Source organism: Labilibaculum sp. (genome assembly GCF_963664555.1).
GTDB lineage: Bacteria > Bacteroidota > Bacteroidia > Bacteroidales > Marinifilaceae > Labilibaculum.
The window spans coordinates 2,954,410-2,976,717 of sequence record NZ_OY761461.1 but is presented as its reverse complement, the minus strand read 5'-3'; the positions used below and the strand labels follow the sequence as shown (position 1 = coordinate 2,976,717).

Annotated in this window: 18 protein-coding genes and 1 tRNA gene; 11 read left to right on the top strand and 8 right to left on the bottom strand. The window is 35.8% G+C overall.

The window, feature by feature from the left end:
* The first annotated feature begins 217 nt into the window (after window positions 1–217).
* Complete coding sequence (locus ACKU4N_RS11920) at window positions 218–679, top strand: YehS family protein (RefSeq protein ID WP_321316543.1); 462 nt, start codon at window positions 218–220, stop codon at window positions 677–679.
* Between the two features lie 1,403 nt (window positions 680–2,082).
* A complete protein-coding gene (locus ACKU4N_RS11915; protein ID WP_321316542.1) occupies window positions 2,083–2,727 on the top strand; it encodes a PQLLE family protein in 645 nt (214 codons plus the stop codon).
* A gap of 122 nt (window positions 2,728–2,849) precedes the next feature.
* Here the strand turns inward: ACKU4N_RS11915 and ACKU4N_RS11910 are convergent.
* Window positions 2,850–2,923 (bottom strand) — tRNA-Arg (locus ACKU4N_RS11910).
* A gap of 296 nt (window positions 2,924–3,219) precedes the next feature.
* Here ACKU4N_RS11910 and ACKU4N_RS11905 point away from each other — a divergent pair.
* The 4 genes from ACKU4N_RS11905 (at window position 3,220) to ACKU4N_RS11890 (ending at window position 6,886) form a co-directional block, all read left to right on the top strand.
* A complete protein-coding gene (locus tag ACKU4N_RS11905; protein WP_321316541.1) occupies window positions 3,220–4,098 on the top strand; it encodes a helix-turn-helix domain-containing protein in 879 nt (292 codons plus the stop codon).
* 119 nt (window positions 4,099–4,217) lie between these two features.
* Window positions 4,218–4,817: a YceI family protein gene (locus ACKU4N_RS11900; RefSeq protein WP_321316540.1), complete on the top strand. Its 600-nt coding sequence runs from the start codon at window positions 4,218–4,220 to the stop codon at window positions 4,815–4,817.
* Window positions 4,818–4,996: 179 nt separating this feature from the next.
* Complete coding sequence (locus ACKU4N_RS11895) at window positions 4,997–6,181, top strand: alpha/beta hydrolase-fold protein (protein WP_321316539.1); 1,185 nt, start codon at window positions 4,997–4,999, stop codon at window positions 6,179–6,181.
* Between the two features lie 153 nt (window positions 6,182–6,334).
* A complete protein-coding gene (locus ACKU4N_RS11890) occupies window positions 6,335–6,886 on the top strand; it encodes a heme NO-binding domain-containing protein (RefSeq protein WP_321316538.1) in 552 nt (183 codons plus the stop codon).
* Here ACKU4N_RS11890 and ACKU4N_RS11885 read toward each other — a convergent pair.
* The 6 genes from ACKU4N_RS11885 to ligA all read right to left on the bottom strand — a co-directional run bounded on the left by ACKU4N_RS11885 (window position 6,878) and on the right by ligA (window position 13,284).
* On the bottom strand, window positions 6,878–8,299 hold the full coding sequence (locus tag ACKU4N_RS11885; RefSeq protein WP_321316537.1) for a COG3014 family protein: 1,422 nt from the start codon (window positions 8,297–8,299) through the stop codon (window positions 6,878–6,880). The genes ACKU4N_RS11890 and ACKU4N_RS11885 overlap by 9 nt on opposite strands.
* A 58-nt stretch (window positions 8,300–8,357) precedes the next feature.
* On the bottom strand, window positions 8,358–8,942 hold the full coding sequence (locus ACKU4N_RS11880) for a penicillin-binding protein activator LpoB (RefSeq protein ID WP_321316536.1): 585 nt from the start codon (window positions 8,940–8,942) through the stop codon (window positions 8,358–8,360).
* Between the two features lie 78 nt (window positions 8,943–9,020).
* The gene (dapA, locus tag ACKU4N_RS11875) at window positions 9,021–9,905 is read right to left on the bottom strand and encodes a 4-hydroxy-tetrahydrodipicolinate synthase (RefSeq protein ID WP_321316535.1); all 885 of its coding nucleotides are present in this window, start codon (window positions 9,903–9,905) and stop codon (window positions 9,021–9,023) included.
* Between the two features lie 5 nt (window positions 9,906–9,910).
* Window positions 9,911–10,450 (bottom strand): DUF6913 domain-containing protein, encoded by a 540-nt coding sequence (locus ACKU4N_RS11870; RefSeq protein ID WP_321316534.1) that lies wholly within the window; start codon window positions 10,448–10,450, stop codon window positions 9,911–9,913.
* Window positions 10,451–10,559: 109 nt separating this feature from the next.
* The gene (locus tag ACKU4N_RS11865; protein WP_321316533.1) at window positions 10,560–11,147 is read right to left on the bottom strand and encodes an exonuclease domain-containing protein; all 588 of its coding nucleotides are present in this window, start codon (window positions 11,145–11,147) and stop codon (window positions 10,560–10,562) included.
* Between the two features lie 121 nt (window positions 11,148–11,268).
* On the bottom strand, window positions 11,269–13,284 hold the full coding sequence (ligA, locus tag ACKU4N_RS11860; protein WP_321316532.1) for an NAD-dependent DNA ligase LigA: 2,016 nt from the start codon (window positions 13,282–13,284) through the stop codon (window positions 11,269–11,271).
* A 393-nt stretch (window positions 13,285–13,677) separates the two neighbouring features.
* Between ligA and ACKU4N_RS11855 the strand changes: the two genes are divergently transcribed.
* The 5 genes from ACKU4N_RS11855 to ACKU4N_RS11835 all read left to right on the top strand — a co-directional run bounded on the left by ACKU4N_RS11855 (window position 13,678) and on the right by ACKU4N_RS11835 (window position 19,330).
* Entirely contained in the window at window positions 13,678–14,022 is a 345-nt protein-coding gene (locus ACKU4N_RS11855; RefSeq protein ID WP_101309196.1) for a LiaF transmembrane domain-containing protein, read from the top strand.
* Between the two features lie 24 nt (window positions 14,023–14,046).
* Entirely contained in the window at window positions 14,047–14,760 is a 714-nt protein-coding gene (locus ACKU4N_RS11850) for a LiaF transmembrane domain-containing protein (protein WP_321316531.1), read from the top strand.
* Window positions 14,761–14,765: 5 nt separating this feature from the next.
* Window positions 14,766–15,815, top strand: a complete 1,050-nt coding sequence (locus ACKU4N_RS11845) for a sensor histidine kinase (protein ID WP_321316530.1) — start codon at window positions 14,766–14,768, stop codon at window positions 15,813–15,815.
* 4 nt (window positions 15,816–15,819) lie between these two features.
* Window positions 15,820–16,572 (top strand): LytR/AlgR family response regulator transcription factor, encoded by a 753-nt coding sequence (locus ACKU4N_RS11840; RefSeq protein ID WP_321316529.1) that lies wholly within the window; start codon window positions 15,820–15,822, stop codon window positions 16,570–16,572.
* Window positions 16,573–16,939: 367 nt separating this feature from the next.
* A complete protein-coding gene (locus ACKU4N_RS11835) occupies window positions 16,940–19,330 on the top strand; it encodes a TonB-dependent receptor (protein WP_321316528.1) in 2,391 nt (796 codons plus the stop codon).
* 66 nt (window positions 19,331–19,396) lie between these two features.
* On the opposite strand, the gene ACKU4N_RS11830 is transcribed toward ACKU4N_RS11835, so the two are convergent.
* On the bottom strand, window positions 19,397–21,976 hold the full coding sequence (locus tag ACKU4N_RS11830; RefSeq protein ID WP_321316527.1) for a T9SS type A sorting domain-containing protein: 2,580 nt from the start codon (window positions 21,974–21,976) through the stop codon (window positions 19,397–19,399).
* Window positions 21,977–22,308 lie beyond the last annotated feature (332 nt).

Genomic DNA, 22,308 nt, shown 5'->3' with positions numbered 1-22,308 from the left:
ATAGAAGTAATCCCTTCATTCATTTAGGTAAAGATCATCCCGCAAGGGGTGGTCTTTTTTTATTTCTTCTTGTTTCTTTTGGGAAGCACTTATTGTTTTGTAGTTTCGGGAACCTGAATACAATAAGAGTTGATTAGCGCAACTGCCTCACAAGTAACGGGGGGTAGATTAGGAAAATGAAAATTATGAATGAAGTGAAAATTAAATAAAAGACAATATGACCAATAATGATATATTAAGACGTGTTCGTTACGTGTTTGACTTTAGTGATCTCAAAATGATTGAACTTTTTAAATTAGCCAATTACGATGTCAGTAAAGCGGATTTGGATGGTTGGTTTAAAAAAGATGATGACCCTTTATTAATAGAAATCACAGATAAAGAACTGGCTATTTTCCTCAACGGATTAATCATTGAAAAACGCGGAAAAAGAGAAGGCCCACTACCAGAGCCAGAAGATCCTTTAAGCAATAATATGATTCTTCGGAAACTAAAAATTGCATTGGACTTGAAATCAGATGACATCTTAGATATGCTCGCCTTAATAGATAAAAAAATAAGCAAACATGAGTTGAGTGCTTTTTTCCGTAATCCAGATCATAAACACTATCGAGAATTTTTAGATCAGTACCTAAGATATTTTTTGAATGCACTGCAAAAGAAATACAAGAATAAGTAAGGCAAACATTCTATAGAGCAGAAGAAATAATTTGAAAAATCACACAAATACAACATCTTATAATTTTCCGCGCTCCTGCAGATTTGTAATCTGCAGGTTTCGAGTTGAGGATTTTCAATCCTCTATTTACAGCTTAGGCGATTATAAATCGCCAACTAATTAAATCCAGATAACAAATCAGGGCCAGCCGTATCGCCTTAAAATATTTTTCTTGTCATGCTCTGACTATAGAGAAGCTGTAAATGTCAGGGTATGACTAAAGATTACCGCGGCAGCCCCTGATTTGCAATCAGGAGTTCTGAGCAATAGGATTTACAACCCGAAATAATAATAAAAATTCGTTGATCAGTTCAGTCCAATTACGATATCCTGACAGCGTATAATCCCTGTCAGAGTTTCGTAATTACTTCTCTTTGCAGGTTCAAACCTGTTTTATTTTAAGGGAGTCATTTATTTTTCTTCATATAAGTTGTATCCATTAAATACATATATGTACCGATTATCATAAACTTCTAGTAATGCTACGCATCGATCTGCGAGATCAATTTCGGTGAAATCGAGTTTGAACAGGGAAATGTGTGAAAATACACCCTTTGTGCAGATCTTATGTAAGATACAAGGTTATGGAATGGGAGAGAAGTTATTTAACCCAAAAACACCCAATTAGTCTCAACTAGCTGATTGTTTACAATTAGTGAACTCGGAGGGATTCTTCCTTGTCGGGAACAAGTTATGAACCCCAACCTCTGTTGGTGTAACGCAGTGCACTATCCAGTTATGCTACGCGTCCTTTTTTTCAGCCCCAAGAAAAAAACCACGTCACACCAGTTTTCTACCCTCCAAACCACTCTAAAATCCCATAAAAGAACAATTCAGCATCACATCAGCAGCATAAAATCTCAAAACAGAGAGGAGAGGAGCTAATAAGCTCAGGAAAATCCTACTCAAGTACAATAAAATTAGAGATGAGTGAGGGGAACACTTCCAAACTGTGGGGAGATTGAACATAAGTGACAGAAAGTCGGAGAAAAGTGCGGGGAAAAGCTAAAAAGCCGGGGGAATCATCAAAAAGTGACAGAAAGTCATAAAAAATGAATTCTAAATCGAAGCAGAATTTCCAAAGTGTGAAATATATCATAAAAATTTTATTGAGCAGTTTTTGCTTTTCAGACTTGAGAATAATAATTTCATTATGGCAAATAAAAAAAAGAGCATTTAAAAAGTAATGTTATGAAACGTTCATGATTCAATAATTATTAACTCATGGAAAGTTCCATCTAACCAAAAATAAAAAAATACAAACATATGAAACGTCCATGCCAAATTGATTTTGACGCACAGGGGGATAATTTATTCCAGCATGGTAAGTTCCATATGGCAAATCAAAAACAAATTATAATCATATGAAAGAAAGTTATTTAAAAGAACTGGAAAAAGGACGACTATTGGTTTATGGTATTTCGGCTGATGAATCCATTAAGGAATGCATACAGCCAATCTATTCCGAAGAGCGTATCGAATTGGGAAAGTCGCTTTATACAAAAACCAAAACAGCTTTCGAGCTTCAAAATATCGAAGGTATTGAATCCAGTCAGGCAACTCGGGAATTCAACGGGTTTTACACGATGTTGCGCGATAAGCTGATTCGTATTCGTAAGGTGGGGCGCTACTTTTTTAAAAATGATCTTGAATTATCAACCCTTTTGCGTTTAAATAAGGAAGTGCCGGCGGCATATCCCGAGTGGAAATCTTTAGCTGATGATACTGTAAGTGCAATTATTACACATGAAGCTATTCAGGAAAAACTGACACTGGCTAGTTTAACGCCCGATGCAATTACAGCATTGCAGGCAGACTTGGTAAAACTGGATGACTTAAAGCTGAAGGCTGAAAAAGAGGATGGAGAAGCGCAGCAAGCCACCGCTCAAAAACAAGAGTACTATGTCGAATTTATGGCCTATTGCTCCGATTTGCGTGCTTGCCTCGATTTGTTTTACGAGGGTAGCGAGCGTCAGAAATTAGAAGTTTTGGGCATAGTTGTCAAATAATTAGAAGCTTAATAATTTTGAAATGCCACTTGATAATTCGGGTGGTATTTTTTGGTTCAAGCAGAAAATTTGGGCAATTAGCCCATAAAAAAAACTCACCAGTTTCCTGATGAGTTTTTCTGTGAACACGGAGGGATTCGAACCCCCAACCTCCTCGGCCGTAACGAGGTGCACTATCCAGTTATGCTACGCGTCCTTTTTTCTTAATTGCCCTGCAAATATAGGGGTTTTAGACCGATTCCTCCAAATGTTTTGGTGTTTTTTTAGCGATAAAAATGAATGATCTTGCTAAGGACTTTAGCGGGAGGATTTTACAATGGAAGAATTTTTACTGCAAAAAGTTAAGAAGCCCGGTTTTCGAAGAGATTTAGCGTGGGATATATGAATATTAGGGAAGTTTTAACAATCGATTAACAAGTAAAAGATATAATGGTCTGGAATTTATTGTATAAATTTACTATTACACGAAAAAAAAAAGCAAATTACGATTATATGAATAAAGAACCTTCAGAATTATTTGAGGAATTTGAAGAATCCAAAGCACTTTTCCACATTCATAAACTTCAAAATATGTGTAATGAAGTTAGAAAGCAGAATGGGGACGATCATATGCATAATTTCTACACCATTACATGGATTAAGGAAGGAGAAGCAATACATGCCACCAAATATGTGGAGTATACATTACGGAAAAATTCGATTCTTTTTGTTCCTCCGGGCTTAGTACATCGTTTTATTAGTAACGCACATTGCACAGGTTATTCTATAACCTTTAACGAAGCATTTTTTGCTGTTAAAGAGAACGGTGAAGATTCTGTTTCCGATTCAACATTGTTTAGCAACCCCGATTTCCGGTCTATTATTACATTGAATGAAGAACAACAAACGGTTTTTAAGGGAATTACAGAATTGATGGAAAAGGAATTTGGGAACGACGATCGATACCGTCACGAGATGTTATTGCAGCAATTGAAGTTGTTTTTATTGGAATCAAGAAGAATTTACGAAGAGCAGCACGATTTGGATGTGAGTTTAGACGAAGAGCATCCTGGCTCGGTCATCATTAAATTTAAACAGTTGATAGATGATAATTACAAGGAACAAAAAAATGTTTCTTCCTATGCCGATATGCTTAATTTGAGAGCAACATGTTTAAATGAAATAACAAAGAAAACAACTGGTATCACAGCAGGAGAATTAATCAGAAATAGAGTGATAAAAGAAGCAAAGAAAATGCTTTATGGTTCTGATTTGAATACAAAGGAAATAGCTTATAATTTGGGTTTTAATGATCCGGCTTACTTTAGCCGCTTCTTTAAAAAATATACAAGTCAAACATTGAGCGACTATCGAAGCCTAATTAGAAAATAATCCAACAATAAAGGGAATTTGTCCATTTACTAATGAACAATCATCTGCTAAATTTGTAATTGTAAAGTTCTTACAAAGATTTTAAAATCAATAAAAGAAATTAATTAATATTTGAAGTTATGAAGAGATTAGGTTTAGTAATGATAGTAGTTCTTGTTGCCAGTGTTGTTTTGACTCCAAGCAAGGCATTTGCAAAAAAAGACAATTTAAAATTGAATGCTGAAAATAGTAAAATTGAATGGTTAGGTAAAAAAGTGACAGGAGAACACTCAGGAACCATCAATCTTAACAGTGGAAGTTTGGTGATGGACGAAGATAAGATTGTAGCAGGAAGTTTTGTTGTTAACATGACAAGTATTGTAAATACTGACATTGAGGATGAAGGTTACAAAGCAAAATTAGAAGGTCATTTAAAATCTGACGATTTTTTTGGTACTGAGAAATTTCCTGAATCAAAATTTGAAATTACCAATGCCGAGAAAATGGAAGATGGTAATTACAAGGTAAAAGGAAATATAACAATCAAAGGAATTACTGAATCCATTGAATTTATGGTGAATTTACACAAACATGATGCGACAGTACATGTAAGTGGAAAAATAACTATCGATAGAACTAAGTTTAACGTACGTTACGGATCGGGTTCTTTCTTCGATAATTTAGGAGACAAGACCATTTATGATGATTTTGAACTAAATTTAGATTTGTATTTAGAGTAAAGTATTATTCTTTAAAAACGTAAGCCGGAATATTCATATTTCGGCTTTTTTTGTACATATTTTGGCAATTCGGTTAATATCAACAATAGTCGGGATGCCTTGTAAATACTATTAAATCTTTTTTTTTGTTATAAATAATCGTAATTTGTTTCAAGCTTTAAATCTAAACCAAAGTTATTATGATGCGAATTTTGTTTTCAGCTCTATTTGCTTTACTTATCTGCTCGAATACTTCAGCTGAAGTAAACTTGAAAAATTTGCGTAATTCCCGTGTCTATTCTACTGTTCTAAAAGAATACCGCGACGTAAAAGTATTGCTTCCCAACGAATACGACGACACATATTATAAGTACCCAACAATCTATTTGTTGGATGCAGAAATGAACTTTGATATGGGAATTGAGATTTTAAGTTTTCTCATGGATAATCATTTTATTCCTCCGCATATTGTTGTTGGTCTGCCCAATACCGATCGCTTTCGCGATATGACTCCTGTCGATTCAATTATGAATAAAAATATTTTCCGAACCCGCGGAGGAGCAGATGATTTTATTAAAACCCTCGAGTTAGACGTCTTTCCATTCATAACGGATAATTTTAGAGCGAGTACTCAGCGATTGGTCATGGGACACAGTTATAGTGGACTTTTTGTTGTATATGCATTTTCTACACGACCCGATTTGTTTGATAAATATTTAGCCTTTAGTCCGATTCTTTGGTGGAATAATAAGGCGATTGTGAACGATATTGACCAGTTCTTAAGCAACAATTCATCCATTAGAAAACAACTGTTTGTTTCTTTTGCCGAGGAAGCTACGGAGATGTTAAAATCCTGTAAAGCTTTAATTTTGTCTTTAGAAACAAAAGCACCATCCGATCTCAAATGGAATTATGCATGGATGCCCGACGAAAGTCATTACACACTCTATCGTAAAAGTTTAATGCAGGGCATGGAAACTATTTTCGCAGAGTACAAATATCCTGATGTACAGATTTTAGTTGAAAAGGGCGTTGAGGTTGCTGAAACTTATCAAAGAAAAGTATTGCTGAGTTATGGCAGAAATGAAAAATTGCCCTATTCTCTGCTTGAGAGTGTTTGTATTCAGCTTAAAGATGCTGAACGATATAATGACGCAATGGCTTTTTTAAAATATTCTATTTCCAATTATCCCGAAAGAGCAGAATCATTTTATTACGTAGGTGAAATTTACGAAAGGGTTAACCAACCTAAGGAAGCAGTCAGGTTTTATGAGATTGCCCATAACAAAGACAAAGGAAGATGGGATTATGAGAATAAATTCATTACGATGCAGAAATTACTGGTTGAACTTGAAAATAAAACTCAAAAGAATATAGATTTATAATGTAAAACAAGATGAAATATTAATTCCTTTAAAATTATTTGCTCTTCAATACAATTACTTTTATTCTAGTTCGTTACACACTATAACAGTAGTGATGTGTATTTTTACTGATGCAATAAATTTGCTTGGGTGGATAGTAAAAGCGGAGGAACGATGAAGGGAATATTTTTCACAGAGTTTTTGGAAATGGTAGAGAGGGAGTATGGTTTAATCTTAACCGAAAAAATTATTTCGGATCTGGGAACAGGTAATAATGGTGTTTATGAAGCAACAACAGATTATCCGTACAGTCAATTTGTTGAGTTGTGCAATTTGCTTGGTTTCGAGGTGAAAAGTTCAGTTTCTGATGTAGTAAAAAATTTTGGAGAATATCTTTTCTCCCGTTTGGTAATTTTGTTTCGCCCCAGTTTTGCCGGTAACAGCAGCATATTCGATTTCTTAGATCAGATAGATGAGTTCATCCATAATAAAATTCAGGAACGCTTTACTCCGGTTGAAATCCCACGTTTTAGAGCAGTGAAGATTAATGATTCTACGTTTCAGATGAGTTATCAGACAGAAAAATTACTGATTGATCTGGCCATCGGATTGTTTATGGGCTGTCAAAGGTTTTTTAATGAAGAATTGACTTTAAATACTGAATTTATTTCAGAGAAGAGCAAATTGGTCTGTTTCACCCTTTCAAAAAATGAGGTGTTAGTTTGATTCCATATTGTGAAAGGTAAAATATTTAGTTTTTCCTGCTTTCACTTCAAGATCCAATTGCTGCTTTTTGCTATCTCCATTTGGAGAATTTACTTTAAGAGTAACAGTATGTTTTCCCTCTTTCAATCGAATTCGGGTGTAGTGAATAGAGTTGGGCAGGGTTTGCCAATTTCTGGTGTCGGCTTTTTCAGTAACGGCATTAAAAATGCTGATAATAGCACCTAAATTTTCATCTTTACTTCTTGTGTAACTTTCGATTGCCTGTTTGGTGGCAAGTCTTAGTAAAGAATTTGCCATTTCGCGTACCATTCGGTCTTTTAGTGTTTTAAAGGCAATTGCGTTTATGTCTTCTCCTTTATCCAAATGATAACTAAGCGAGTCATTTATAATGATATCGGCATTTGTGTAGTAGGGAATTCGTTCCTGATACTTTGGAAAAGCAACACGAACAAAATCAAGATCACTAAAAGAATTTTGTGTCCGGCTATCCATATTTCCTACAAAAAAAGGCAACGTAACATTTTCTTCATTGTTCACCATGGTCAGATAGCCATCGCGGCCATTAACGGCGCTAAAATTGATGCTCCATTCTGCTTTTACCGGACCAAGCCCCGACAGCCATATGATTATTACATCTCCTTCAGTCTTGTCGGCCTTTTGGAAATCGAAGCCAAATTTATTCTTGAAAAATTCATAATCTTCCATCAAACCAGTTTTATAGGCAGTTCGAAGAAGATCTTCTTTCAATTGCTGCGGTGCAGTAGTATTAAAGTTTTTCAGATAATTGTCCTCATAAATTTTAAGGGCATTCCGATAAGCAATAAAGGCATTGTTCGAATCTCCCGATGAATCGTAAATTAACCCCATTAGTGTATGGGCAAAGGCATCATCGCTGTATCTGTTCTGATAATTCTTTGGATATTTATCGTTCAGGGCATACAATTTTTCATTTACTCTTCGGCATTCAACCAAAGCCGCTTCCGTATCGCCCATTTCCAAATAGCTTAACGCTTTATAGAAATTGAGCATTACATTCTCAAAATCCTCTGGAACATAGGGTCTGGCCATTGGATTGGTGAGCATTGCCAATGCTTCCGAACCAATATTTTTACGTTGATCTTCAATGAAAAGATCCGCTTCGTTAAAATACTTAGTCGCCGAACCATAATCTTGCTGCATCCACGATAAAGTTCCCTTATTCAGTAAAAACAAGGCTTTGTTTTTGTTTCGATTGCTCTTTTTATCTTTATCCAGTACTTTTTCGGCACTCGCTATGTCGCCCTGCAAAAAATAGTTGTTAAAAGCTTCATTTTGCATGTAATAGGTGGCGCAGCCGGATAATAGAAGAAGAACACCAAATAAAAAAACGGGGCGTATTTTAACTGATATATGTAAGGATAATTTTTGCTTCATCGAAAAAGGAATAAAGAAATTCAGGAAGCCAACCAATGACTTCCTGTTGAGTACTAATTTATTTGTTTACGTACTTTTTAATTTTCTTATCACCCATCCAAACCAGTTCGCTGGTTTCAAGATTAGTTAACTCCAGATTTAACTGATAGTAACGAACATTTTCTTTTTTATAACTGTCTATAATCGAATTGATGTCACCTTGTAATATGAAGTCAGCACCTAATTCCTGTCCCCATTTTTTAAGAGTGGTCTTGGATGCAAAATCTTGTTGGTCTGCACGTTCCTGACGAAGATCTTCCCGTTTGGCACCCGCTTGCACCAAACGAACCCGACTATCATTTAAAATGGCTTTTTCGATGTCTTTTATGTAAGTATCCGAATCGATGTGTTCTGAACTTTTATTGGTGATTAAGCCAACAATGATAACGGGTTTGCGATCAAATTCCTGTTGATAATCTTCAATCCAGTTTTGATTGAGTAATTGATCAATTAAAGCCTCGGCGGTCAATTTTGAATCCGTATCGTTCCATCGACCACTTAAATCAATTTGCTGATCAGGAGATACCCGGGTAACTTGTCTCGAGCAGGAAACGCCAGCTAAAACAGCTAGTGAGAAAACAAATAGGCGAAATGAATACTTCATGATATTTTTATTTAATTAATATTCCAAATTATTAACGTGAATTGTTCTTTGAAAAATACAATTTTTATGCCAATATGATCATAAGCTCTCTGCAATTTGTGATAGCTTTTGGTAATGCAATTTGCTAATTGGGGTGAGAGGCAAACGCAAACAGTTTTCACAGAGTTTTTTCATACTTAGAATTGCTTTAATTCCGGCAGGATTGCCTTCAGTAAAAAGGTTCTGAATGATTCCAAACATCTTGTAATGAATCTTAAGAGCATCCTTGCTTTTTCCATTTAATGCTAAATTTACCATCTGGCTCCATTCCTTTGGGAAAGCATTTCCCAATACCGAAATAACGCCACTTGCACCTAACGAAATAAGAGGGAAGGCAATAGCATCATCACCCGATATCACCAAAAAGTCTCTTGGTTTGTTTTTAATAATGCTCATAAGTTGCTCCATATTGCCAGAAGCTTCTTTTATACCAATTATATTTTCAATTTCGGAAGCCAGTTTAATGCAGGTTTCGGCATTGATGTTTACACTCGATCTGCCGGGGACATTATAAAGAATTACCGGAACAGGACTGGCACTTGCAATGGACTGATAATGCAAAAACAAGCCTTCCTGACTGGGTTTGTTGTAGTAAGGAGCTACAGATAAAATGGCATCAATCTCATCAAATTCCGAGAATTCCTTAATTTGTTGGATTACAGCCTGTGTATTGTTTCCTCCAAAGCCAACCACCAAAGGAACGCGTTTTGCATTCACTTCAATAATGTGATTGATAACAGAAATTTTTTCATCACACGAAAGTGTTGATACCTCACCTGTAGTTCCCAGCACCACTAAATAATCAATGCCATTTTCAATCTGAAAATTAACAATGTCGCTAAGTGCATTATAATCGACACTTCCGTTATTTTTAAATGGAGTAATCAGAGCTATGCCTGTTCCTGTAAATTTGTTGAGATTCATCCTTATTACTTTTTAATCTGTGAAAGATATTTTAAGCTTTCGCTGATCAGATTTTCCATCGAATTATTTTTGCCCTGATCAATCATTAAATCAAGATGTTCACAGTTGTCTGTCAGCGAACCAACTTTGCAGGATGCCAATGAAACTTGTGTAATGTATTTTATCGACAGATGTTCTGATTTTGTAAGAACAAAGAGTAAATCAAACTTAGTATTGATGAATTCAATTAATTCGGGAATGATTGGTTCACCGCTCCATTTCACATCTTTATTGGTATAGAAAACTATTTTTTGAGCCACACCAAAATCAGGCAGTTCGTTGGCATCAATCCAACCAACGGTTTGCACTTTATAGCCTTTTTGGCTTAAGTCTTCTGCAAATTTTTTAGCTGTAGAATGATTCTTTTCCTGAAGTGTATCAAATAGGATACCAATGCTTTTAGCGCTTTTTAAATTATGAAATTCCTTCTTGCGCGGATTTTTCTTTAGCTTGCTTTTGATTTTTAATCCGGCAAGCTGATTTTTAATATTTTGAAAAAAACTCATTTTATATTTGATAGTTAAGTTGAAGGCTGGTAATTATGGGTTGAATTGCCAATTGTTATTTGAAATCACAAGTTATGAAAAAAATCATTTTGTAAATCATAAATTAAGCTTATTTAATTTTTTTTGGAGCCTTGTAACCATTGATATTAAGTTTGCCAGGGCTGATTCGTAACTCATGAGCCAGATCGGCAAGGCTGTTCATATTCATTACCTGACATGCTTTTATTGCAATTTTAGCACAAGCCAAAGTATCCTCCAATGCATCGTGGTGCCTAAGCGGAATATTGAACAAGTAGGCCATTGTATTCAGTTTATGGTTTGGCATATTGGGCCAAATGTTGCGGCTGATTTGTACCGTGCATAGGTAATCGAATTCCGGAAAACGAATGTTATAAGTTTCTAAACAGGCCCGAAGCACCGATACATCAAAACTAGCATTGTGAGCAATCACCATTTCTCCATGCAGATAATCTACCACCTCTTCCCAAATGTAATTAAAGCTGGGTTCGTTCATTACATCTTCCTCTGTAATTCCGTGAATACTAACATTCATCGGATGAAAATACATTTCCGGAGGTGAAATCAACCAATCTTTACTTTCAATAATTATTCCATTTTCAACGCGAACCAAACCAAGCGAACAAGCAGAATTGCGTTGTCCGTTTGCTGTTTCGAAATCTATTGCGGTAAAATTCATTTTTTAAGATAAAAGAGTAAAGAAACAAGGACTAAAACTTTTAATTTTGTTCTAACTGCTAACTGCTAACTGCTAACTGCTAACTGCTAACTGCTAACTGCTAACTGCTAACTGCTAACTGCTAACTGCTCATCCCAATCATTTCCAAAAATTCATCTTCTGTTTTTATTCCGATACCTAATTTTTCGACCTTCTCAAATTTGCTTGGGCCAACTTTTTCTCCTGCTAAAAGAAAGCTTGTTTTCTTCGATATGGAACTTACATTTTTTCCTCCATGCAGTTCAATCATTTCCTTTAACTCGTCGCGGGAGTATTTTGTAAAGCTTCCGGAAATAACAATGGATAAGCCTTCAAGAGTATTGCTTGCATTTTCATTTTCCACAATTTCAGTCTCCAATTGCAAGCCAAATTCTTTTAATTGAGCAATTAAATTCTTATGGTATTCATTGGCAAAGTATTCTACTATACTTTCAGCAATTTTTACTCCAATTTCGTCTACTTGAATCAATTCTTCAAGCGTCGATTCTGCTAATCTGTCGATAGAAGGTATCGCTTTGGCCAATTTCTTTGCTACTGTAATGCCAACATACCGGATTCCCAAAGCATACAAAACCCTTTCGTAAGGAATATTTTTTGAATTTGTAATGCTTGTCAATATTCTCTCTGCAGATTTATCGCCCATGCGCTCTAAAGGAATAATATCCTCTTTAGTCAATCGGTACAAACCTGTAACATCTCGAATTAGATTCTTTTGAAAAAGCAGGTCGATGGTTTCTTCACCGAGGCCGTCCAAATCCATGGCTCTGCGACTGATGAAATGTTCAATTTTCCCCTTAATCTGCGGCGGACAGCCCATATCATTCGGACAATAATGATTCGCTTCACCTTCTTTACGAACCAAAGGAGTGTCACATTCCGGACATTTTTCAATGTATTTAATTGCTTGTGCTTCCACAGATCTTTCAGACAGTTCTACACCAACAATTTTTGGAATAATTTCGCCACCTTTTTCTACATAAACAGTGTCGTTTTCGTGCAAATCCAAATTTTGAATGATATCTGCATTGTGAAGTGATGCTCTTTTTACTGTTGTGCCGGCCAATTGCACTGGCGTTAAATTGGCTACCGGAGTAATCGATCCGGTTCTGCCTACCTGATAAGTGACCTTTTCCAGTTTGGTAGATACCCGTTCCGCTTTGTATTTATAGGAAATAGCCCAGCGTGGCGATTTAGCTGTAAAACCTAGTTCTTCCTGTATATCCAGCGAATTTACTTTTATTACAATTCCATCTACTGGAACCGGCAATGAGCCACGTTTTTCGTCCCATTCTTTAATGAATGCAATTACTTCGTCGATATTTTTACAAAGTGCTGTGTTATCGGGAATTTTAAAGCCCCAGTTTTTAGCGGCCAATAAATTGTCGTAATGGTTTCTGCTTGGAATTTCCTTGCCCAACAAATAATAAAGGTAGCAATCCAACTTTCGCTTTGCAACTACCGATGAGTTTTGCATTTTCAATGTTCCCGAAGCAGCATTTCGAGGATTTGCAAACGGAGCTTCTCCAATTTCCTCACGTTCCTCGTTCAAGCCATTGAAAACATCAAAAGGCATTAATATTTCTCCTCGTATTTCAAATTCTTCAGGATATCCTTCTCCGCTTAACTGCAAAGGTACCGATCTGATGGTTTTAACATTAGCGGTAACATCATCGCCTCTTACCCCATCGCCACGGGTTACTGCCTGCACCAGTTTTCCATTTTGGTAGGTTAAAGAAATTGATGTGCCGTCGTATTTCATTTCACAGACATATTCAACATCACCATCAATCAATTTTTTAATTCGGTTTTCGAAATCCCGAATTTCTTCTTCAGAATAAGTGTTTCCCAGCGAAAGCATTGGGTATTTGTGCTCTACCTGATTAAATTCCACATTGATATCGCTGCCCACACGTTGGGTCGGCGAATTTGGGTCGTGAAATTCAGGGTATTGATTTTCCAAAGTCATCAACTCTTTCAAGAGTATATCAAAGTCGTAATCGCTGATGCTTGGCTGCGATAAAACGTAGTAATTGTGATTGTATGTATGTAATTGCCCGCGCAATTCTGCAATGCGAGCTTTTGCTTCTGCCTGATTCATAGTTGTAAAAGTCTATCGTTGTGTGAATAGATGAGCTGTGTTTTTTATAACAAGCCCTGAATGGTAAAAATAGTAAACCTTGAGGTGATTTCAATGATTTTTGAGATCGAAAACTGTAATTGATGAACTGTCTGATTATGAGTTGTAAAGTACAGCCATATGGAAAGCAATTACAGGTAGGAAGAGGTGGTGTCGACGAATCTTTAACTTTGAATAACAGATGTTCTGACTTCGCTGGACATGACGTTCCCAAGTGATATTGGAGATCATTTTCATTTCGCACCATTTACCGATTCTTGAGCACACTTAACCGATTTCAAGAATTAAAAGCTATTATATTGCATTACTTTAGTTTTAGAAATAAAGGATACACTAATCTTAAACAAAAATATCATGGATGAAAATAAAAAAAATAAAAGTCTGTTTGTTGGGCTTGGGTTAATAATAGTTGGAATCGTAATTATTTTGGAACGGCTCAATTATCAGTCTGATTTTATCGAAACCTATTTGTATCGGTGGGAATCTGTTTTAATTTTAATTGGCGTACTGCAGATTTTGGTTCGTCGAAGAATTTTTGGAGGTCTGATGGCCATAGCTGTCGGAGGATACTTTCTTATGGATGATTTGTATTTTCTACCACAAAATTGGGAGATATGGTTTTTTCCTGTACTACTTATTTTAGGAGGCATTGCGTTTATTTTTTCTCCTGATTCACCATATTGTTGTAAAAATAAATAAATTCATATCATAAAATATATCATCATGAGATCACAACATAAATCAAACCCAAACAACCGTGCAATATTCGGTATTTTCTTAATTCTATTTGGATGCTTATTGGTTCTTAAAAATCTGGATTTTATTCCCTATGACTTAAGGCATGTTATCTTTTCGTGGCCAATGTTACTGTTTGGTTTAGGGGCACTTTTCTTTTTTGGTAAAGATGATAAAACTACAGGAATTGTTCTAATGGCAGTGGGAGGGGTGTTTTTAATGCCTATTGTATTCGATTGGAGCTTTAACTGGCGAGGCTTATTTTGGCCTGTAATGCTAATTGTAATAGGAGTTGTGGTTATCCGAAAACGAAACGGATGTGATGTTAGCAAGCGATCGGCGGTAGGATCAGATTCTGATTATATCGATGAGCTAAATATATTTGGCGGTGGTGAAAAAGTAATCAACACCAAAAATTTTAGAGGAGGAAAAGTTACCTGTGTTTTTGGAGGAACAGAATTAAATCTCACCAATGCCGATCTGGCCGAAGGCACAAACATAATTGACGTATTTACGATGTTTGGAGGTTGTGTTCTGGTTGTTCCATCCGATTGGGACGTTAAGGTTGAAGTCTCTGCTGTTTTAGGTGGTGTTTCCGACAAACGGATACCAACAACAAATTATCTGGTGGAGCCTAAAAAGGAACTAATCATAAAAGGCTTTGTTGCTTTGGGTGGTTGCGAAATTAAATCATATAAATAATTCAAATGCAGCATCCGCTTCTAAAAAATCGTTTTGCCATTCCAATTTATGTGGCGTCCTGGGCATTTTTTGCTTCGTTGCTATTTATTATTGGATGGTATTTCGAAGAGAGGCCATTTTATGATGCATTTGTAAATGCATTTTGTTTCTCTTTTCCATTACTAATATTGGGAGCATGTATTTGGTTTGTTGTTGTGTTTACCAGTATCGAAAGTCTGGGGCTTTTCCATTTTTTTTTGCATCACTTAACTGCAGGTTTAATCGTGGTGGGGATCTGGATATCGTCTGCATATCAATTAAGAGTCGTATTGTTTGGTGCAGGCAGTGAAGGTTTTGATTATCTTATTCCTGTACATTGGCAGATTCTGATGGCCTTTGGTATGTACGATTATATAGTGATTGTGTATTATTTAGTAATGTATTATCGTAATTTTCAAGACAAATTGGTCCGTGAGTCTGAGTTGAAAGAGTTAGTGAAAGAAGCAGAATTAACAGCATTAAAATCTCAGATTAATCCGCACTTTCTATTCAATAGTTTAAATTCAGTAAGTTCGCTTACTTTATCAAAGCCGGAACTATCCAGAGATATGCTTGTGAAACTATCAACCTACTTGCGTTATTCGCTTGCTCAGGATTTAAAGGAGTTGAATAATTTGAGCAATGAATTAAGTAATATTCGTTTGTACATGGAGATTGAGAAAGTCCGTTTTGGGGATCGTCTGCAGCTTCATTTTGATCTTTCGATCAATTGCGGGCAACTGAAAATTCCAAATCTCATTTTGCAGCCTTTGTATGAAAATGCGATTAAATATGGTGTGCACGAAAGTCTTGATCCGGTTTGTGTACAAACAAAGTGCAGTTGCGGGAATGATATTTTAAAAATTAGTATCAGCAATAATTTTGATCCTGAATCGATCCCTGCAAGGGGAAATGGTATTGGATTGCGTAACATACAGGAACGCTTGCATTTAATTTACGGCCGTGCCGATTTGATGCGAATTGTCAAAGGAGAAGATCAATTTACTGTTCATCTGGAATTTCCGCAAATTATATAAAGATATGGAAGCAATTAAAGCAATTATCATAGATGATGAAACATTGGCCAGAAATCTGGTTCGGTCGTATTTGGAAGTTGATCAGGACATTCAAATTTTAGGTGAATATTCTGATGGATTTCAAGGCTTAAAAGCAATTAATGAATTGGATCCTGATTTGGTGTTTTTGGATGTTCAGATGCCTAAACTGACAGGTTTCGAAATGTTGGAATTACTTGATAAGTCTTGCAATATTGTGTTTACGACAGCTTATAATGAATATGCAATAAAAGCATTTGAGCACAATGCAATTGATTATTTGCTCAAACCATTCTCTAATGAGCGTTTCCAAGATGCAGTGCGAAAGGTGAAGGAACGCATTTTAAATTCTGTGACGAGCGAAGAACAAATTGAAAAAATAAAGAAGCACAACGATTCCTCGGAAGAGTTATTGACTCGGGTGGTGGTGAAATCAAGAAATAAAATTGATGTAATTGCAATCGATAAAATAAAATATTTTGAGGCTCAGGACGATTATGTGATGATTTATACCAATGAGGGAAGATACCTGAAGCAAAAGACAATGAAATATTTTGAAAGCCATTTAAACCCGAATGAGTTTTGCAGGATACATCGTACATATTTGGTGAAGATTGATCAGATAGTTCAATTGCAACCTTATGAGAAGGATCATTGGATAGTAATTTTAAAAACCGGGGAAAGTTTAAACGTCAGTCGAAATGGATTTAAGCAATTGAAGTTGCAATTGGAAATTTAATCGTTGACTATATTTTTATATGGCAGGCATCATTCTTTCACGAATTGATGCTTTTTTTATATCAAAAGCAAGATGTTTTTGACATTACATCTGGCTTGAAAAACAATTTTGAAAAATAGTTAGTTGTTTTTCAGGTTTCCTTTGTTAAATATGTTTACACTAAATTGTACTGAGTTTTTGTTGGCTTAGTCGAACAATCAGTGTTTGTGGTGTTTTTGGTGCGAGTACATGTAAACTGATGACAAACTGATTGTTTCTGTTTGTAAATTGATGGGAAAGTTTTTTTAAATTTAATTGTTTAATAACATAAATTTTCTACTTTTGTGCAACATATTACTAGGTACACTAACTAATTTACACACTACAAATGAATCTAAAACTTAATTACAGAAATGGATTATTGCCGGTCCTTCTGTTTTTTTTAAGCCCCTCAGTGCATTTATATGCCCAGGATTCAGCAAAAACTGCAACAAATTCAGGTTTGAATGGTATTGTTGTCGAAAACGAACATCAAAAGCCTCTTGAGTATGCCACAGTATCAATTTATTCCTTACCTGATTCTTTATTGGTTAAGGGAACTATCACAAATAGAAAAGGAGAGTTTGAACTAGCTGGATTAGAGAGCTTAAACTGCTATTACAGAGTTGAATATCTTGGATTTGAGAGCTATAGCAGTAAGCCAATTCTTTTAAAAGAAAATGAAAAGCTATTCTTGTCTAAACCACTTACTTTACGTGCCAATACTCAAAGGATAACGGAAGTGGAAGTTACCGGGAATCGTGATTTTGCCAGAATCGAATTAGACAAAATCGTTTACAATGTATCTAAATCACCAGTTTCTGATGGAGGTACTATAAATGAAGTTTTAGCCACAATTCCTAAGTTAAATGTTACTGCTAACGGTGGAATACAATTACGTGGAAGTTCTGACGTGAAAATATTGATCGATGGGAAATTAAGTGGATTACTTGGAATGAGTCCTGAAGATGTTTTGAGTAACATGCCGGCAGCAGATGTTGATCGGGTTGAAGTAATTACGAGTCCATCATCAAAATATGATGCCTCAGGTTCTGCTGGGATTGTAAACATTATTATGAAGACGGATAGAGCCAAGGGGTTTAATGGAAATGCTTCCGCCACCATTGGTACGATCAACAAGCATTCGGGTCGGACTGCACTTAATTTACGAACCGGAAAGATCAATTTGTCAGGATCATACAGCTATCGAAACGATTGGTCTGGCAGAGATTATGAATTATCACGATTTACAGAAATAGACAATAATGTTGAGATGTTGAATAGCCGTGCCGATGTCGATTTAGGCGATAGAAGTCACATTGGACAATTGGGCATGGATTATTTAATAAATGATAAGAACACCGTGAGTTTTTCTGTTACCAATCGAAATGTGAAGCAAAATCGGAATGGAATCTATAACTATTCACGGAATTTAATTACCAGTAGTACTTTTTCAAATGAAACATCCCGTGAAAGTGCTGTTGATATTGATTTGAATTCCTGGGTGTACAACGCCTCTTATATTCGTAAGTTTGATAGAAAAGGACAGGAATTTTCTTTTGATGCAAGCTATACAAGTAATAAAGCAGAAAATTACGGAAATTATACTGATGAAGTAGAAGGGAATACTAGTGACTTTTTCAATTCTAACCGCGAGGAAGCAATTATTCAAATGGATTACAAACAGCCTTTAGGTGAAGTGGGTTCGATAGAAACCGGATATTTGTACCGAACGAATGAGATAAAGTACAATGAGCCTATTGATTTATCTACTGCGTTTAATTATAAAGAGAGCATTCATGGTTTGTATTTTCAATTTAGTGGAGAGAAAGGAGATTTTGGATATCAGTTTGGTTTGCGGTCTGAGTATTCGGATATTGAGACGAATAAAGCGTATAATGACGATTATTTAGACTTTTTCCCCAGCGTACATCTTTCCTATAAATTATCCGACAATAAGCAGGTATTGCTGACTTATTCTAAAATGGTTTATCGTCCTGATTCCAGAATGTTGAATCCATTTCAAAATCTTCAAGATCCGGAAAATCAGAGATTGGGTTCTAAAGAATTGGGAGCCTATTATACGCATATGCCGGAGTTAACTTTTGTTTACAAAAGAGATAAGATAACCTATACTACAAATTTGTATTATCAGTACAAGGATAATATCATAAGACAGTATCGTTCTGTTAATGAAAGCAATGTGGCGATTGTGACTTATGAGAATGTTGGAAATCTACAATATGCAGGTGTTGATTTTAATATATCTACAAAATTTAACAAATGGTGGAGTGTTAATTCCTACTTGTCCGGAATCTATCAAAAGTATACACCCTCTGCTAAAGTGAGTTTTTCTACCAATGACGATTTTGGTTTTTTTGGAAAGCTAACTTCAACCATGCGAATACCTAAGTGGTTCAATTTTCAAACAACTTTGCGTTATGACTCTGATATGCCTGTTGTTCAAGGAAATTACGATCAATCCTTTCAAGTAGATTTCGCTTTTGGTAAGAGAATAATGAAAGGCAAAGCAAGTATATCTTTATGGATTTACGATGTTTTAAATAGCAGTAAGTATAATGTAAATACTTCAGGAGATCGTTTTACTCAAAGAATGAAGTACAATTTTGAAAATAGGGTGGCAAATTTGACCTTCCGATATAATTTTGGTAAAAAGTACAATGTGTTAAAAACTAAAAAAAGAGGAAGTGGAGTCCAGCACTCAGAGAAAGATATCTAACAATATTAGCAGGTAAAAAAAAACTCGTTCGTTGAACGAGGTTTTTTTTTGTATTCATTGTTTTCCTTAATTGATGATGATTTTTTTGCTCAGTAGATTATTGCTTGTTTGGATATTGAGTAAGTAAACACCTTTTGAAAATGAATGAACATCAATGATGTGCTTTGTGTCGCTTATTTGTTTCTGGTAAATAATAGATCCTTTTAGATTGATTATTCGCAATTGAGTTGGTCGATTATTTGGCAAATCAATACGTAAAAATGTGCTTACGGGATTTGGGTAAACAGCAAGTGCAAAATCTTCTTTTGTAAAATCATCAACAGCAGTAACAGGAGTGATATTAATAGTCACTTTTGTCTTAATTGAGTGGCCATTATCGTCGAAAGCGCGGTATGTGAAAAAATCTTCACCACTGTAGCCAGTATCAGGAATGTATTCAAAGGATCCATCTTCTGAAAGGAAAACAAAGCCATTTTCGCAGAATTCGGATAATTCTGAATAGAATGAATTGCCATCAAAATCAAAGTCATTGGCCAAGAGTCCATTTTCAGCATCAATTATCAGATTTTCGCCCTGATTTGTTGAATATCTATCAGTATATGCAATTGGTACATTATTAAATTCAATCAATCCATCTTTTACAACATAGTATGATTGCTTTTTCACTTCTACATAGTTTGTTGGGATTCCCCAACTCCAAATGAATCTATTATTTCCTTCCAGTAATACATCATTATGGAGAACGCTTAGGGCTATGCCATCAGAGATGGCTTCTTCTGTTTCTGGTGTGGCTCTGTCATCATTCATCACTTTTGCATTAGCAGGGTCGGTAACCTGTAATAACGACCAGGGAAGATGAATGTCAATTGAATCATTTGAGATGATGACAGCATCCAAACTTGAAGGAGGTAGTTCTGTTCTCCGGGTTTTTAAATTTCCAACGTATTGTATTTCATAGTTTTCGTCATTATTCTTCCAGCGAACCAGATTCCATGGAGCTCCATCTGTTGCAACAGAATGATAAAGCTGCTTGTCTTCTGAAACACCATGCCATAAACCAAATAAATCATAAGCCTGAGTTACAAATAATTCGGCAGAATAGTTGGTGATACGTAGGGCAAATTCCGCTCTGTTGGTAATCGTAGTTCCCGAAGGCAATATCGATTCGCCCAAGTTGGCATCATAGGTGTCAATTGCCATCCAAATGGTATCAATGTTCGAAAGCTCTTTTTCAAGCATCAAACGAATGTTGAAAAAATCATAGTCTGCAGAAGTAAGGATTTTTTTTATGGGTTTATTGGTGCCAAAATCTTCTAATTCGGTGTAGGTGGTTTCTGCCGGTCGAAATGCGATTAAACCAAAATTTTGTTCTGCAGCGGTAATATTGTGCCAAAGTATTCTTGCTTCAGGATTGAAATCAAAAGCATCGGTAATCCAGGTTCGTTTGAACCACTCATCTATCCATGAAAATTGTATTCCTCCTGCGCAACCTGCTTCTTCAATATTATCAAGAAGTCTTAGGAAATTGAGTCCTTGTTCAATTTCTGAACAACCACCATGATTCATTCCATTGGATGCATAATGTGCAATTCCCCAACTTGAAGGGGTTCCAATTTCGGCAATAAGAACCGGGAAATTTTTATAATGATTCTTGAGATCGCTGATATAACCCAAATAACTGTTCGGACCAAGGGGATCGGAGTATTGTTTATAGCCGGGATCTTCGCTAATAAAATCAGGATAATATGGGTATGCGTGAAAGCTGGCAAAATAACCGGCAGGTGCTCCCGATAAATCTAAGTTGGCTAAATCCAATGATTGCTTGTCTTCATCTGTTGTAGTTTCTGTTGGATGTGTTAAGGGATCCAAAGTAGGCCAGCTGGAAATACTAACAGGACGCTCTGTATTGTAATTGTTGCGTTCGTATAGCACAAGAGATTCTAAATGGGATGCTGCCCAAACTTCGGACGGAGATGCACCTGCCAACTTAAAAGCAGTACCTGAAAATGATGTTTGGCCGGCATGTTTAGTGTTGGTCTCTTCAATTTCAGCAGGGTGAATCTCTCGACCAATAATATAAGCCATTATCCAAGGCGATACATCAGCGGTGTATAAACCGTAGGCCTTTCCAAAACGGTGATCTATACTGTTATTTCCGTGAATACAGTCGAGTACGTCTTTAATTTCCTGATTGAATACCTCATTTAATTCATGTAAATCTTGGGTGTACCCACTTAACTCTTCTTCCAGCCAAACACCATGCATTATATACATCGGACTTGCTGGATTTGCATCGTTAAATTCTTTTAAAGCTTCGTAAAAACGAGGGTAATGAAGTGTGTAGACTCTAATACAGTTAAAACCTACATCATGAATATCCTCTATCCAGCGAGCATATTGATCTTTGCTTGCAGCCAGTTCGCCGGGGAATGTTCCGGGAATTGAAACGCCAAGGTTAATTCCTTTAATAAAAAAAGGCACATAGTTTTCCCCATTCCAAACAGTGAAATTTTGTGTGTCTGTTGAAAATGGAACTTGAGTCCTGTTGGGATCAACGTCCTGTGCCAGAGAGAGGTTCGTTGATAAAATGAAAAGGATTATGAAACTACCAATTAGAATAGAAAAGTATTTATTTGGATTCATCATTGTTTGGTTAGTATAATTTGACAGCTAAAATTATAATTTATTTATCGTTAGATACCTTAAGGGTTATTGATTTGGCTTTGATATCTTTAATAAAGATGTAAAAAAAATATGGATAAAATCCGAATTGTTGAATCTTTCAAATTGCAGGCAAGGTCATTGGTTGGCTGTTGTGTTACTATTCCAAGCTTAATATTGACTGGCAGGATTATATATTTAATACGATTTTTGCCTGCATTGAGTCGTATTGAAAGAAGTAAATATTATTTGAATAAATAATATTTTGAAGAGTTATAATGATTTGGAATCGTTTAGTATATGCACATAAGTTGGAT